General features: G+C 59.5%; 10 protein-coding genes. 4 read left to right on the top strand and 6 right to left on the bottom strand.

From position 1 onward, the window contains the following. Positions 1 to 5 precede the first annotated feature (5 nt). The 3 genes from AC1VVM_RS22870 to AC1VVM_RS22860 all read left to right on the top strand — a co-directional run bounded on the left by AC1VVM_RS22870 (position 6) and on the right by AC1VVM_RS22860 (position 4,318). Entirely contained in the window at positions 6 to 884 is an 879-nt protein-coding gene (locus AC1VVM_RS22870; RefSeq protein ID WP_482956623.1) for a helix-turn-helix domain-containing protein, read from the top strand. 159 nt (positions 885 to 1,043) lie between these two features. After that, the gene (locus tag AC1VVM_RS22865) at positions 1,044 to 3,437 is read left to right on the top strand and encodes a TonB-dependent receptor (RefSeq protein ID WP_482956622.1); all 2,394 of its coding nucleotides are present in this window, start codon (positions 1,044 to 1,046) and stop codon (positions 3,435 to 3,437) included. A gap of 80 nt (positions 3,438 to 3,517) precedes the next feature. Further along, positions 3,518 to 4,318, top strand: a complete 801-nt coding sequence (locus tag AC1VVM_RS22860) for an SDR family NAD(P)-dependent oxidoreductase (protein ID WP_482956621.1) — start codon at positions 3,518 to 3,520, stop codon at positions 4,316 to 4,318. 36 nt (positions 4,319 to 4,354) lie between these two features. On the opposite strand, the gene AC1VVM_RS22855 is transcribed toward AC1VVM_RS22860, so the two are convergent. Then, positions 4,355 to 4,720 carry a hypothetical protein gene (locus AC1VVM_RS22855; protein ID WP_482956620.1) on the bottom strand — a complete coding sequence of 122 codons (366 nt, stop codon included), beginning with the start codon at positions 4,718 to 4,720 and terminating at the stop codon, positions 4,355 to 4,357. 117 nt (positions 4,721 to 4,837) lie between these two features. Here AC1VVM_RS22855 and AC1VVM_RS22850 point away from each other — a divergent pair, with 117 nt between their 5' ends. Then, on the top strand, positions 4,838 to 6,070 hold the full coding sequence (locus AC1VVM_RS22850; protein WP_482956619.1) for a cytochrome P450: 1,233 nt from the start codon (positions 4,838 to 4,840) through the stop codon (positions 6,068 to 6,070). Positions 6,071 to 6,270: 200 nt separating this feature from the next. Here the strand turns inward: AC1VVM_RS22850 and AC1VVM_RS22845 are convergent, their stop codons facing one another. The 5 genes from AC1VVM_RS22845 to AC1VVM_RS22825 form a co-directional block, all read right to left on the bottom strand. Continuing rightward, positions 6,271 to 7,761 (bottom strand): aldehyde dehydrogenase family protein, encoded by a 1,491-nt coding sequence (locus AC1VVM_RS22845; protein ID WP_482956618.1) that lies wholly within the window; start codon positions 7,759 to 7,761, stop codon positions 6,271 to 6,273. Beyond that, complete coding sequence (locus AC1VVM_RS22840) at positions 7,758 to 9,491, bottom strand: GMC family oxidoreductase (RefSeq protein ID WP_482956617.1); 1,734 nt, start codon at positions 9,489 to 9,491, stop codon at positions 7,758 to 7,760. Before AC1VVM_RS22840 ends, AC1VVM_RS22845 begins: the two co-directional genes overlap by 4 nt. A 330-nt stretch (positions 9,492 to 9,821) precedes the next feature. Next, positions 9,822 to 11,045 (bottom strand): cytochrome P450, encoded by a 1,224-nt coding sequence (locus AC1VVM_RS22835; RefSeq protein WP_482906077.1) that lies wholly within the window; start codon positions 11,043 to 11,045, stop codon positions 9,822 to 9,824. 467 nt (positions 11,046 to 11,512) lie between these two features. Next, complete coding sequence (locus tag AC1VVM_RS22830; protein ID WP_443478741.1) at positions 11,513 to 12,376, bottom strand: NAD(P)-dependent oxidoreductase; 864 nt, start codon at positions 12,374 to 12,376, stop codon at positions 11,513 to 11,515. Positions 12,377 to 12,494: 118 nt separating this feature from the next. Next, positions 12,495 to 15,014 carry a TonB-dependent receptor gene (locus tag AC1VVM_RS22825; protein ID WP_482956616.1) on the bottom strand — a complete coding sequence of 840 codons (2,520 nt, stop codon included), beginning with the start codon at positions 15,012 to 15,014 and terminating at the stop codon, positions 12,495 to 12,497. Positions 15,015 to 15,132: the final 118 nt, after the last annotated feature.

The raw sequence follows: 15,132 nt of genomic DNA, 5'->3' as shown, positions 1-15,132 counted from the left end.
TAACGATGTTTCGTCCGGAGAGCGATTGGACCGGCCAGGACAGGTTCGGCGTCGATGATTTCTACATCGAAGCGTTGGCATCGGTGAACGATGCCTGCGTCGATATCCGGCACTTCAATTGGGTGCGGCCCTGCAGCGGCGTGTTCAGCCCTGAAAAGCATTACCTCGACTATTCCCTCAATACCCAGCCACGTCGCAGCATGCTTTCGATGGGGCGTTCGGACGGGTTCGTGGCGAGTGGCGACATGCTCTACATGCCGCCTCACCGTCAGTACGTGGGTGAGCCGGCCCTGCAGGAACGTCATCTCGTTTGCGTCGCGCTCGGCGAGGCCTTCCTCGAAGAACTTTTCGATGGCGAACGCCCCTTCCACGGGCTGGAACCTTGTGCCGATGTTCAAAATATCGCGATGCGGCGCTTTTTCGAGGGGCTGGCGGCAGAGCTTCGTGTACCCGGATTCGCAAGCCAGGCCTTGATCGAATCCATGCTCATGGGACTTGCCGTGGAACTGGTTCGGCATGTGAGTCCACAGGAATTCGGCGCCGGCAGCCCACGTAGTACACGGCAAGTGCGCCATATCGTCGACTATGTGATGGATAATCTGGCGGCGCCGCTCGGAGTTGCTGACATCGCTCGTGGTTGCAATATGAGCGTGCGGCACGTGGCGCGCGTGTTCAAGGACGGTACCGGCGTAAGTCTGGGGGAATTCGTTGCGCGCAGCCGGATTGCTCTCGCCAAGGAACTGCTGCGCGGCGACGGCACGCGGATCAAGGAGATCAGCTGGCGCTGCGGCTTCAGCAGCACCTCGGCTTTTTCGGCCGCGTTCCGTGTGGCGACCGGCCAAACGCCCAAGGACTTTCGCTGCCAGCCGCGGCAGGTTCACTGACAGACGCCTGAACATATCGAGCGACGGCCAAAACATGTCGCGCCGCAGTCATTAACTCCGCAACCGCTATGGAGGAAAATCCCCCGCGCTTAGGTTCCTCCCCGCGTCAACGTGCCGAAACAGGCACGGAGCAAAACAAAAACGACGTGGGAGGAACGGATGACCAAGGCTGTCATACTGGCGACTATAGCGACAGGCGCGTTGATTGCTGCGTGGGGGCAACCCGCACACGCGCAGCAAACACAATCAAACGAAACTACCGGGATCCAGGACATCATCGTTACGGCTCGCCGGATCGAGGAGAGTCTTCAGACCACGCCGATTGCCGTAACGGCGCTCAGTTCCCAGGCACTGACGACTGCCAAAGTCGAAAACGTCGTGGATCTTCAACGTACGGCGCCCGGCCTGGTGATCGGCCGCGGTTCGGCGGGCGGCGATGGCATCGTGTTCGTGGCCATTCGCGGACAAGGAAACCTTCAACCGATCCTCGCCAACGATCCGGCAGTGGCGACATACGTCGACGGTGTCTACATTCCGCGCCCTTCGACCGGCATGACCGACATCCAGGATGTCGAGCGCCTTGAGGTGCTGCGTGGACCTCAGGGCACGCTCTTCGGGCGGAACACGACCGGCGGGGCTATCAACATCATCACCAAGGATCCAACCGACCAACGCGAAGGCAGATTCAAGGCGGAGTTTGGAAACTACAACAACCTCGGTGTTCAGTCCACGATCAACCTCCCCTTGGCCGAAGGGCTGGCGATCCGCGTCAGCGGCGCGATCAACGATCGCGATGGCTACGGGAACAATCCACTTACAGGTCGGGATTTTGCTGACAATAACAGCAAATTCCTGCGCGGTAAACTCAAGTACATTGGCAATGGCTGGGACGTCACTCTTTCCGGCGACTGGAACCGCCAGCGAAACAGCGGGCAGCAGATTGCTCTTTGGACCTTCAATCCCGCAATTGTCCCTGCTCCCTTTCAGCCGGGTCTCACCGCAGGTCTGCTGACCAAGGACAACTGGTGGGACAATACCGCTACCGGTACCTCGGTGCCGGCAGGTATTGGCAGACTCACGCCGCAGGCGCAGGCTCTCTATGGGGTGCAGCCGTTCAACACTCTGGAAGTATACGGTTTTTCCGGCACCGTTAATGTCGAACTGGGCCAACTCAATCTGAAGTCCATTACTGGCTATCGTCATTCGATGAACTACGGCCTGAGCGATACCGATAGTACCGCGGTTCCCTTGCTCGGGACCTTCGCTGGATCGGGGTCCTATTACCTTTCCCAGGAACTCCAGGTTTCGGGTAACGTAACGGACGGGCTCAGCTTCATCGCCGGTGCCTACGCCGGGAAAGAAAGCGGCTACGAGTTCAGTCGATCCCAGATCTTCGGCGGCCTCATTCGCGATTCCAATGCGGACGTTACCAACAAGACGTTCGGCTTGTTTGCGCAAGCCTACCTGGAGCTGACCTCGAGCCTGCGCGCCGTCGGTGGCTTCCGCTACACGTGGGACACCAGGGACAGTGTTTTGCACAATGCCCAGGTATATGGCCTGCCCTATGACGTGCCGGTCGCAGGCACGCCCACCGGCATCAATTGCACGGTCACTCCCACCGAACCGGTCACGGCCACGACCTGTAATCAGGACCAGAATGCCAAGTTCCACTATCCTGCATGGAACCTCGGTCTCGACTGGCAGGCAACGGACGATCTCTTCCTGTATGTCGCGACACGCGGCGCGGCGAAGGCCGGCGGCTGGAACCTGCGGGCAGGCGGGCTACCGGCATTCTCGCCGGAAAAAGTGAAGGATGTCGAAGGAGGTCTGAAGGTGGATCTCTTCGATCGGCATCTGCGCTTCAATACGGCGGTCTTCCATACTTGGAAGAGCGACAACCAGGCGATCGTCAACAGCTTCGTTCCCGGGATTGGCGTTACGCAGTATATCCAGAACAACGGCAAGGTGCGGATCTGGGGTGTCGAGGCCGAAGCAACTGCGGTTCCCTGGAAGGGTATGACCGTCAGCCTCAACGGGTCGCTTCAGGACGGCAAGTACGTCAAGGGCACATTTAACGAAATTCAGGTGGTCCCGGGCAGTGGCTGTACCAACGGATCGGGCGTGACAAACGGCTGTGTTGTCGACCTGAGCGGATTGCCGCTGCTGCAGCTGCCCAAGGAGCAGCTCAACGTCAGCGCGACCCAGAAGGTTCCGCTGGGTGCGGGCAGCTTCGCTGTTACGGGCGCCTATTCCTATATTGGGGCTCAGCATTTCGACGCGGTGAGGGCGGCCGATCAGGCATCCGCTGCGACCAAGGCCGCCTACGACACTGAGAACAGCCTCGGACGCGTGCCGGGATATGGTGTCTTCAACGGCCGGATCGCCTACCAGTTCGACAACCCCGACATCGAAATAGCCGTCTACGGACGGAACATCACCAACAACAAGTATCTGCTGCGAAGATTCCCGGATCTCTATCGGACCCTTGGAATTGTCGCAGCCTATGTCGGGCAACCGGCGACCTATGGGGTGGAATTGACGTTCAACTACTGATCGGCCGCGTCGAGGCGAACTATTGAGTAAGCGAGGGGACAACTTGGTCCCCTCGTACACGTCCGGGAGAATTGTGAGAGATGAAACGGCTAGAAAACAAGGTCGCAATTGTGACTGGCGGCGGCGGCGGCATCGGTACGGGTGTTGCGCGGCGGTTCGTTGAGGAAGGCGCGCTGGTCGTCGTCGCAGATGTTTCCGAAGAGGCCGCGGCGCGCACTGCTGCATCTTTGGGAGAAAAGGCGCTCGCCGTACAGTTCGACGCGGCCGCGCCGAAGTCGGTCAAGGCCATGGTCGACAAGACAGTCGCGCACTTTGGCAAGTTGGACATACTTCACAATAATGCGGCCATGACGGATCCGGTCAAAAGCCCGCAGGATACGACCGCAGTCGATATCCCGATCGAGATATGGCGCGAGATCCTCGACATCAATCTCACTGGCTACCTGCTCGGATGCAAATACGCGATTCCGCACATGGTGGCTGGTGGCGGCGGCTCGATCATCAACACCGCCTCGAATTCAGGCTCGGCAGGAGATCTGGCCCGTATCGCCTACGGTTCATCCAAAGCCGGTATCATTGGGCTGACCCGGTACATCGCGACGCAGCACGGACGCGACAACATTCGCTGCAACAGCGTGGCCCCCGGTGTCGTGCTGACCGAAGCGCTGGAAAAGACGGTGCCGGGTCTCAAGGAGATCATCCAGCGGCATATATTGACGCCCAATTTCGGAACACCTGAAGACATCGCTGCGCTTGTGGCGTTCCTGGCGTCCGACGAGGCTCGCTACATTACCGGTGAGAACATCTCCATTTCTGGCGGCGGCCTCGTCCATCAGCCGCATTATGCGGATCTGCTTGCCTTCATGCAGGCAGCGGACTGATCGATGCCCAAAACCCGCATTCGGACCAGGAAGCTTCTACCGGGCAGTCCGATGGAAGTATCTAATAGCCAACCGGCCGCCGGCAACTTTGTAGGTCTCGAGGCTGGTCAATCTGACCGTGCCGCTATCGGTCTGAAGGTGATTGGCGACATAGGCGGCGCCTTCCGTTCCATTGACTATCACATCAAGAAGTTCGGTGGTGCATTTGCCCCCGTATTCCTTCCACATGGCGGCCATCGCGGTGGGGCCGTCGACTGCGGAGGATCCGACATATTCGATCGTGAAACCGTGGGGCCCGAGCGAGCGAAAAAGCGCATCGAGGTCTTCGCGCTTGCCTTCGTTCCACAACCGGTAGTTGTCCCTGATCGCCTGCTCAAGATCCGGAGTGATTGCGTCGCCCATTTGCGTGGCCTCCATTGGCTGCGGATATTCCACCAAGCCGCATTCGCATCCGTGCAGCGGGCGACGCACCCATCTTTGGCAAGGGTTGCCACTTTCCGTTGAGCTCTGGAGAATACCATGACTTCACTCGCCAAATCTTCGCTCCCCGCCCATGTTCCGGCCGAATTGGCGTTCACGTTGCCTCTCTTTGCGCGCAAGGTCGTCTATGAAAATCCGCAGGAAGTTCTGATCCCGGCAATGCACGCCGAGCTTCCGCCCGTCTCTTACGTCACTAACATTTTTCCGGGGGATCAACCCGGCTGGCTGCTGAAAAACGCCGAAGATGTTCAGGCAATGCTCCGCGATCCGGACAACTTCACCAAAAACGGCATGGGAAAATGGGCTCAGAATATTGGTGAAGACTGGCTCGTGATCCCAACGGAAGCCGATCCGCCGATCCATACCCAGTACCGCAAGGCGCTGAACGGCCATTTCGCGCCGCAGAAGATGTTTGCAATGAAGGAACAGGTCCGTGAACGCGCGCGGTCTCTCATCGGCGCCTTGCGAGAGCGGGGACAATGCGACTTCATTGCCGACTTCTCGGAGAAGTTTCCCATCTACATCGTCCTCGACCTTTTGGGCCTGCCGCAGGGACGAATGACCGAGTTCCTGAAATGGGAGAAGGAACTGCTCCATTCCAACGACTGGGAAGTGCGCGGAAATGCCGTGCGAAAGGTAAAGGCCTACCTGCTCGAGGAAATCGCAGCGAGGCGCGAGCAGCCACGCGACGATTACATCACCAAGGTGCTCGACTTCGAAGTAGACGGGCGGCCCTGGAATGATGACGAGGTCTTGGGGCACTGCTTCAATCTCTACATCGGCGGCCTCGATACGGTCACGTCCCTGCTGGGCAACATCTTCAACTATCTGGCATCGCATCCGGAAAAGCAGAACGAACTCCGAGCCGATCCTTCGCTCATCGTTTTGGCTGTTGAGGAGTTCCTGCGCGCCTTCGCACCTGTCACCGTGTTTCGCATCGCGACCAAGGAGATCGAAATTCACGGCCAAAAGATCATGCCTGGAGACTATGTGGCCTTCAGTTCGCCGGTCGTGGGTCGCGATCCGGTATTTTACCATGAACCGCAGGAAATCCGGTTCGACCGCAAGGCGGCGCACATGTCATTGGGGAGCGGCATCCACAAATGCCTGGGCATGCATCTCGCCCGGCTGGAGTTGCAGATAGCAGTGGAGGAGTTTGTGACGACGCTGCCCGAATTCAGAATCAAGGACGGCTTCAAAGTCCCCTATTACGTCGGCAACATCTTGCACGTGCCCGATCTTCATCTTCAATGGGATAGCGCATCGGCCTGACAGCTGAGCGTCCGGGAAGCCTTGTTGGGCCTCCCGGACGCTCAGGAGTATCAGCCATCCAGCCTAATACTCTGCGCGTTCCGATAGCGAATTTTCCAGCCTAGAGTGGTTGATCCGACTGCATCGGATCAACCACTCTAAACTTCTGGTTTGGCGCGTTTTCCGAGTCATCAGGTGGTTCCACCTGATTAGAAAACGCTCTAGCGACCGATTGGGTAGAACACGGATTTCTGGTTCTGGTATTCGTGAAGCCAATCCGGACCATACTCGCGACCGATACCTGACCTTTTGTAACCCCCGATCGGCGCATAGGTCATCCGCCCGGTCCCGCCATTCAGCATGACGCTGCCTGCGCGAATCTGCATTGCCATCTCATACCCTTTGGCAGCGTCAGCCGTCTCGATGCCGCCGTTGAGACCGTATCTGGAATCGTTGGCGATGCGGATGGCCTCGTCATCATTGTCGAAACCGATCACGCAGCCGACGGGCCCGAAGACTTCCTCCTGCGCGATGTTCATCTGGTTGTCGACATCGTCAAAGATCGTGATCTCCGTAAAATAGCCCCTATCGAGCCCCGCCGGCCGTCCGCCGCCGTGAACGAGCCTTGCGCCTTGATCGCGGGCCTGCGCGATCATGCGTTCGACCTTGCTACGCTGGCTCTCGCGGATCAGCGGGCCCATCGTCACCGTTGGATCGCTGGGGTCGCCGATCCTGAACTGGCGGGCGACAGCGCAGACGGCCTCGACGAATTTGGCCCGCACACTGTTGTGCACCAGAAGCCGCGTGAGCAGAGCGCATCCTTGTCCAGCATTGACCGACAAGACAGCGGCGGCCATTGCCGCGGTTCGGCCAATATCGGCATCGTGCCTGACGATCAGCGCCGACTTGCCGCCCAGTTCCAGATGAACGCGCTTCAAGGTCGGGGCCGCCTGCGCCATGATCGCAGCGCCCACGTTTTCTGATCCCGTGAAACTGACAAGATCGACGCGCGGGTCGGTAGTCAACAGCGACCCCACTTCCGGTCCACCGGTAACGATATTCAGCACGCCCTTGGGCAACCCGATTTCTTGCGCGATCTCACCGAACAGCAAAGCGGAAAAGGGCGTAAATGGGGACGGCTTGAGCACCAGCGTGTTGCCTGCCAGCAAGGCAGGTACGATTTTCGCCAGGTTGAGCAGGAAAGGGAAATTGTAGCCGGTAATCCCTGCAACGACGCCAACCGGTTCGCGGACTACCGTCGTGCCGCCGATTTTCTTTGGACCCTGGGGATCAAATGGATCGGCGGTCACGTCGATCGGTAACCGGACACTATCGTCCCGTGCAGAGTGGTTCAGCGCGGCAAGCAAATGGTCGAGCGGGTTGCCGACCTGCATCGTATGGGTGACGCCTTGCGAACAGCCGACCTCTGCCACGATTAGCGTCGCGATCTGGGCTCGACGACCATCCAGTGCGGCATGCATCTTGCGAAGGTATTCCGCGCGCTCGGCCATCGCCATGCGAGGCCAGACACCGTTATCGAATGCATCTCGCGCCGCGGCGATGGCTGCGTGTGCCGCGATGCTATCGCCCACGGGTGCCCGGCCGATTACCGCCTCGGTTGCCGGATTGAGGATGTCGTCCCGATCGCCGGCGGCTTCGGCCCAGGCGCCGTCGATGTAAAGACCATCGAAACTGGTGAAGGGAATAGTCAAAGTCCATCATCCTGCTGGGGCCGCAAAATCATTTCCGCGGCGTTGAGAGCGATCGCCATGGCCGGCGCGTTGGTATTGCCCGACACGATGGTCGGCATGATCGATGTGTCCACGACCCGTAGACCGGTGACGCCGCGAACGCGCAGCTGCGGGTCGAGCACCGCACCCGTATCGCTTCCCATCCGGCAGGTCCCGCAGATGTGGAACGATGTGCCGCCAAGCCCGATGGCATTCGCGAGGATGTCCTCGTCGGTTTCGAGGCCCGCCGTGGCGCCGGTTTCCTCGATAATCCAGTCCCGCAAGGCCGGCTGCCGGGCAAGGTTGCGCAGCCACCTGAACAGAGCCAGGAACCGCTCACGATCGTTGGCGCTCGCAAGGTGATTGGCATCGATGGCAGGCGCAGCATCGGGATCTGCCGAGGTAATCCTCACTTCGCCCAGACTGTCGGGCCTCATGTAGTAGGCGATCACCGTCAGGCCGGGGAATGGGTCGAGAACGACCGCGCCCTTTTCATCGGTATGAAACGAATAGAGACCCATGCCCACTTGTGCGTCGGGTCGCTCGAGCTGCGCTTCTGTCTTGATGAAGCCGCCAACTTCGTGCGCCGAATGGGTGAGGGGACCGCTCGAGGCAAACAGGTAGCGAAGGAACGATGCGACCAGACCAGCGCCCGACAGTCGCTGGTTCAGACTTTGGCCGCGAACCCGGAAAGTGAAACCCAGATATCGGTGCTCCTGCAGGTTGGCGCCCACCCCGGGTGCATCGACTACGACCGGAATACCTAGTCCCTCCAGCAGGCGGCGTGAGCCGATGCCCGAGAGCTGCAGAAGTTTCGGACTCTGGATCGCACCCGCACATACGATTACTTCGCGCCGTGCTTGCACCTCGAAAGTTTGACCGGCCTTGCGCGCGACAATGCCGCAGGCCCGTTTGCCTTCGAACAGGATGCGCAGGACATCGGTGCCGGGCGTAACGTCGAGATTGGATCTCCCACGCACGGGTTTCAGAAATGCGCGCGCAGCCGAAAAGCGTTTGCCATTATGCGTCGTGGTCGGCTGATAGCCCATACCGCCGTCGGTGACCGAAGGGATGTCGTTCATGTCTGCGACCCGAGGAATTCCGGCTTGCTCACTGGCCTCCAGGAACGCTTCGCAAAGTGGATCGCCCGCGGGATGAACACTGACCTTCAGTGGACCGCCGGTGCCGCGCCATTCATTGGCACCAAGCGCGTGGTCCTCGAGTTCGACGAAATGCCGGCCCATTTCCGTCCAGCCCCAGCCATGACAGCCCGCCCGTTCCCACGCGTCGTAGTCGGCCGGAGCGCCCCGGACATAGACCATACCGTTGACGGAACTTGAACCGCCAACCGCTCGGCCCTTGAGCCACACTTCGTGTGACGCGTTCCCGCCCGGGGATACCTGATAGTCCCAGACATGCGGGTTTCCCGGGGCAAGCAGTTTGCCGATGCCGCGCGGCATCTTGATCAGAGGACTCTTGTCGTCAGGGCCCGCCTCGACCAGCAGCACCGAAACGTCGGGATCGGCAGACAGCCTGTTTGCCAGAACGCAGCCGGAGGATCCGGCGCCGACAATGATGTAATCATAGATTTTTTGCTGCATGGCGCGGAGTGAACATGCTGGCACGCTATGCCCACCTGTCTGAAGGAAGGTCGGCGTACCTTCTGTCCAAGAAGCGGAAGATTTGCGGGCCAATTTTTTGGCAGTCGCCATATTGAGGCGGCAGCATTGGCGTAAGCCGCCTCCCGCCGCCAAAGTGGAGAGGGCTGGGCCGGGCAACATGTTCCAGGCCACGATCCTGCGTTGGCATTCGCGGGAAATCTGACGAAATGGGGTGCACACCGATTCCCTGCGCCGGTGCGCAGGTCACGGTCTGAACGGCCCAAGTCTCTGGTTTAAAACGCCTATCAAACACTGACCGGAATGGCACAATAGGCCATTCCGGTTTGCTGCAGTTCGCATGCGGTGCGTCAGCTTGAGGCGGGCTTCGTAACTGGAACGGGTTCCACGCCCCGATAGTGCGTCAAGAACGCACAGCGTCTCTTAGTCCCACTGAAGTTCGAGGCGGGGCACGAAAGTGATATTGCCCACGAAATATTTCGGTTCGAAACCGTCTTTGAATCGAAATTGCGGAATTTCTTTCAGAAACAGTTCCAGGGCAGTCTGCAGTTCGAGCCGGGCGAGATGCATGCCGAGGCACTTGTGGATACCCCCGCCGAGCGCCACATGCGCGGCCTTGCGATCGAAACGGACCTCCGCTGGGTCTTCATGGATCTTCGGATCCTGGTTCACGACGGGCGTGCTGACCGAAACATATTCGCCCGGCATGATCTTCTGCCCGTGAATCTCGATTTCGCGCGAAGCGATACGGAATGCCGTAACTGGCCCGTAGACCCGAAGAAACTCCTCGACCGCCAGGACCATTCGATCCGGATTGTCGCGCAGTTCCTGCTGCTGATCAGGATGGCGTGCGAGATGTGCGAAGATATTGCCCAGCATGGTCGTGACCGTGTCGAGACCGCCGAGAAAAAGATTGAAGCAATGGCCGAGGACCTCTTCGTTATTCCACTTGCGGCCGTCTTCGGCTTCGAAGTCGAATATCTTGGTGATGTAGTCGTCCTGAGGAGTACGGCGGCGAGCATCGATCTCGGACTGCAGATATGCCACGACCTGGCGCACCGCGTTGCTGCGCACCTGCCAGTCATTGGTGTGCAACATCTCCTTTTCCCAGACCAGGAACTCGGCCATCCGTTCCTGCGGAAGTCCCAGGAGGTCGAGAACGATGAAGATCGGGTAGCGTTCGGAAAATTCGTTCACGAAATCGCAGTGGCCGCGGTCTTTGAATGCCGCGATGAGGTCGCTTGCGCGCCGCCGCAGCTCGTCCTTCATCGCGGCCATCTTCTGCGGCGAGAATTGGGGGTTCAGGGCCTTGCGGTAGAAACTGTGCATCGGAGGGTCCACCTCGGTGGGCACGACCAACCAGTCTGCGCCGATGCTCTGGGACCACTGGCCCATGCCGTTCTTGGTGAAATTGTCGGGATCGCGCAGCATGGCCATGGTGTCATCATAGCCGGTGAGCAGCCAGCCGGGCTTGTCTCCGGGGAAGATGTTGGTGACATACGTAATGGGTCCCAGCGTGCGGTGCATCTCGGGAATGAGCGTTTCCTGAGGGCAGTCCTTCACTTCCTCACGAGCGAAATAGGGCAACCACTTTGCCATCTCGGCCGGTACGTGGGGAGGAATTTCCTGTGTGGGTGCGCTCGCCATCAAATCTTCTCCGAATCCTCTTTGCCCCGCTGGCCAGACCGCTCGCCTGTGCGCTGCCGTTCTGGTTTACCGAAGCGTCTAGTCCTGTTTCGCGCTGCGATCAGACGACGGGAAATGCGTCAACGCCTGGCCTGCGCAACCTTCCATAAGATAGGCGCCGGTCCGCCGTTCGCTGCGAACCGGCGCCTTGGCGCGTTGCAGTCCGGTCAAAGCGGTTTGGCCGGTTGTTTAGGAAATACCGGCGGCTCGCATTCACAGGGGTCGTCGATGAAAGACATTGGCCACGCCCTTGGTGGCCGGGAGTACCTGCGCGGCGGCGCCGGACGAAATCTGCGAAAGCATCTCGCTTCACTGCTTCCGGTGCCTTGCGTGTCGGCACTTCGGCTACCCCTATCAGACCGCGCGACGACTATGGCGAATGGGCTGAGCCATATCCGATTGGTCGCCCGCGGCCTGGTTAGGGGCACTCAGGCGCCGATTGGTTGGCCCAGCGGATATTCCAGTCCTGATGTGGAAGCGGCGTTCTCCCGGATCAGTTCTACCATGGGCAGACGGACGCCGAAGCGAGCCGCCTCGGCAATCGCGACCTCCAGATCCTTCACCATGAGCATCTGGAAATATTCGCGAAGCTTTGTCTCGTCGGCATTCCCAGCCGCTTCGGGACGTTTCGCCATGGCAAGGGCGCCCTCAAGCCCGCCGCCAGCGGTCGGGTCGCCTGACAACGCGAGAGTGAGCTGATCGAGGCTGACGCCATAATTGCGCGCAATAACTGCCCCTTCGTAACCCGCTCTCATGCAGCCGAAGTACGTGGTGTTGCGAGCGATCTTGGCGGCCATGCCGGCTCCCGGGCCGCCCATGTGAAGGACCTGCTGCGCGAATCCGTCGAATACGGGTTTGGCGGCCGCCAGATCACCGTCTTCGCCGCCGGCCATACAAATAAGGCCATTTTCGGCAGATTTCGGTCCGTTCGTGACCCCGCAGTCGATGAGAATAACGCCGGCATCCTTGCACATCGCCTGCGCTCCGGCGAGATCTGCCATATTGATCGTCGACAACAGAATGACGGTCTGGCCGGGTTTATTTGCCGCGAGCACTCCGTCCGGTCCGGAGAGGACTGCAAGGGTTTGCTCCCCGTTGAGGACCGCAATCAGCACGCAGTCCGAAGCCTCGGCCAAGGCACGGGGGCTCGAGGAAATTGGGGGCGCACCCTTAACGCGATCCGCGGCTGCCGCCTGGACGTCATAGATTGCTGCAAGCTGGCCGGATCGCTGAAGGCATATGGCGACGCCTCCGCCAATCGATCCCAAACCGATAACGCCGCCGGTCTTCATCACTATTCTCCTGTATCGGAAAAACACTGGTGCTGCCGAGGGGATCTCGACGCTTCCAGGATAATTCAAAGTCAAAAAGGGGCGGATCGCGTCCGCCCCTTCATGGTTGTTCTGGCTATCAGAACCTGTAGGTCGCCTCGACGCCCCAGGTGCGCGGTTGGCCGAGATAGAGGCTGTTGTATGGGGCATTCGGCAAAATGACCGAAACGCCCGCCTGGTATTGAACGTCAAACAGGTTCTTGACGTAGAAGCCCAGGTCCAGCCCCGTGCCGGCAATTCCCTTGACGTCGATACGCCCGTTGGCGAGGGAATAGCCCTTCAGCTGGTAGCCTTGCTGGCCGCCGTAGTCGGCCGTCATGTAAAGATCGCCGCTGATGATGACATCGGCATTTGCCGGATGGACCGGCGTAATCCAGCTGGCCGTGACGGTACCGGAGAATGTCGGTGTCAGCTTGTTGATCTGATCTGCGCCGAAGGATCCGACATTTGGTCCGAGTTCGCCATTGGTATTGATGGGAAGCAGCTTTGCCACGTCCGTTTTTGTGATGGCGCCGTTAAAGCCCAGAGTCAGGTTGCGATCAGGCGACACACTGGCATCGATTTCCACACCATAGATGTTGAGATCGGCCGCATTGATGATGATCGAGGAGGGCGGCGCGTCCAGGGTTCCGCGAGGAAACAGGAAGTTGCCGGAATTCGACAGGAACTGCGTGGCGTTGTCGTAGCGCGAATAGAACGCCGCGACATTGAGCCGCCCTTGCGCACCGGCCACATTGAAGCTGAGCTTTTCACCGATTTCGACGTCGGTTACCCGTTCCTGCTTGATTGTCTGGTACCCGCGCAGATCCACGCAGGACATCGAGTAGGCCTTGGATGGGCAGGTGACCGGGGCGGATTCGAACAGCGGGAAATTGAGGTTCTTGGGGCGAACGCCGCGGCGGCTCGTGATATAGACCATGAAGTCCGGGCTGATCTTGTAGTCAAATCCAACGGTCCAGGTCGGATAGTTGTCCTTGACCGATGCCTGTCCGAAACCGTCGCTGAATTCGGTCGGCGTCCCCACCCGATCGGCGATATTCTGCTTGCACTGCGAGAAGTCAACCGATGCGAAGGTGGCCGTATTGCCAGGATTGTAGCAGAATTCCGACTTGTCCCAGCTGTAGCGACCGCCGATGTTGAAATTCAGCTTATCGGTGAGCGGGATGCCAAATTGCCCGTATACCGCGAGACTCTGGTTTTTCACATGGGTAGTCGTGGGCGGGACGCGGCCAAGCGAAGAGAACACGGTAAATTGGTCGCCGGAGGGTCCTGCTGGGCCGTCGACACTGTAGTAGACGCCGAGAATACCGTTCAGTCCGCCCGAACCCTTGTAGATGAACTGGAAGTCGTTATCGATATAGTCGCGAACATAGCGTTGTTCGGCGTAGTAGGTAATGAACGGCTGGGTAACAAGGCCGCCCAGGAAGGGGTTCGCTACGCCTCCCTGATCCAGCACCGGCACGGCAGCAGTGTTGATCGACTGGTCATTCGTATTCTTGCGATAGCCGAAAATGTTCCGGAGAGAGAAGCTGTCGCTCAGCTCAACGTCGGTCGTGTTGACGACCGCGATCGACTTTCGATAAGCCCGGCCTCCGTCGATCCCGCCGTCGAACGCGCCGCGAGGATGCGCCTGCGCGTAAGCCTCGGCGAGGCTTGCAAGCTGGACGGCGGTGGCAGCCCGACTGGCGCTGCCAAGGAGCGGTAGGAAAACGGCCGACTGGAGCGGCGCGAAATCTGCCTTGTAAAGGTAGAGACCGGATGCCAGTTCGTCGGCCTTGAAATATTCGGCGACCGTCGTGTTCGTGATCCCCTCGGTCGGGGCGATTGTCAGCGACACACGAACGCTGTCGTTCTTGATGTTCTCGAAGCCGGGATAGCTGTTGGCTTTCGGATCCGTAGCGCCCAGGGCCTTCACTTCAGGCAGCGCGAAGAAGTCTGCGTCCAGAGAGCGGATCCTGGGGTCCTGACGCCGGATCTGGCCGGCAATGCGCAACGCGATCTTTTCCGACACGATCGGGACGTTGACCGCCCCTTCGATCGCCCAGTAGTTCCAGCGGCCATACGTGCCTTTCACGTAGCCTCCGAAATCGTACAGGTCCGGTTGAACGGTATTGACGAGGATCGCGCCGCCGAGCGTCGATTTACCGAACAGAGTACCCTGGGGTCCCTTGAGAACCTGCACATTCGCGATGTCGTAGGTAGGAATGCTCGACCCAAGGCTGGGAATCGCGATGTTGTTGAAATAGGTTACAACACCTGGGGTCGTAAGACCGACGGGAAGCTGGCCTACGCCGCGCAAGCTCACATTCGTCGTGCTTTTCCCCCCCTCCGAATTGAAATTCAGGCCGGAGGCGATTGTCCTGACATCCGAGAGTTCCTGTACGGTCGAGCGCTGGAGAGCGCTGCTGTCAAATGCGGCGACCGCAACCGGAACATCCTGCAATCGCTCGGCGGTTCGCCGAGCCGTAACGATAATTTCCCCGGTACTTTGTGCGCCGGCGGTGTTTGCCGGAGCATTGTCTTCTTCCGCCCAGGCCTGGCCCGAACAGATCATCAGGGCGCTCGAGCCGAGCAATACCCTACAAATGCCCTTTTTCATTTCCATCTCCCTGCCGACTCCGATTTTCTTGCAGTCTACTGGTGGTCCGCCGCAGGGCTACCTATCGAAGGGTGGGGCGGTCCTGTTTCCATTTAGGTTGCGCAAGATCTCCGACCTG

It is taken from the genome of Novosphingobium sp. BL-S-33, assembly GCF_056857025.1.
Note: the sequence above shows the minus strand (reverse complement) of the source record. Positions and strands in the feature narration are given on the sequence as shown.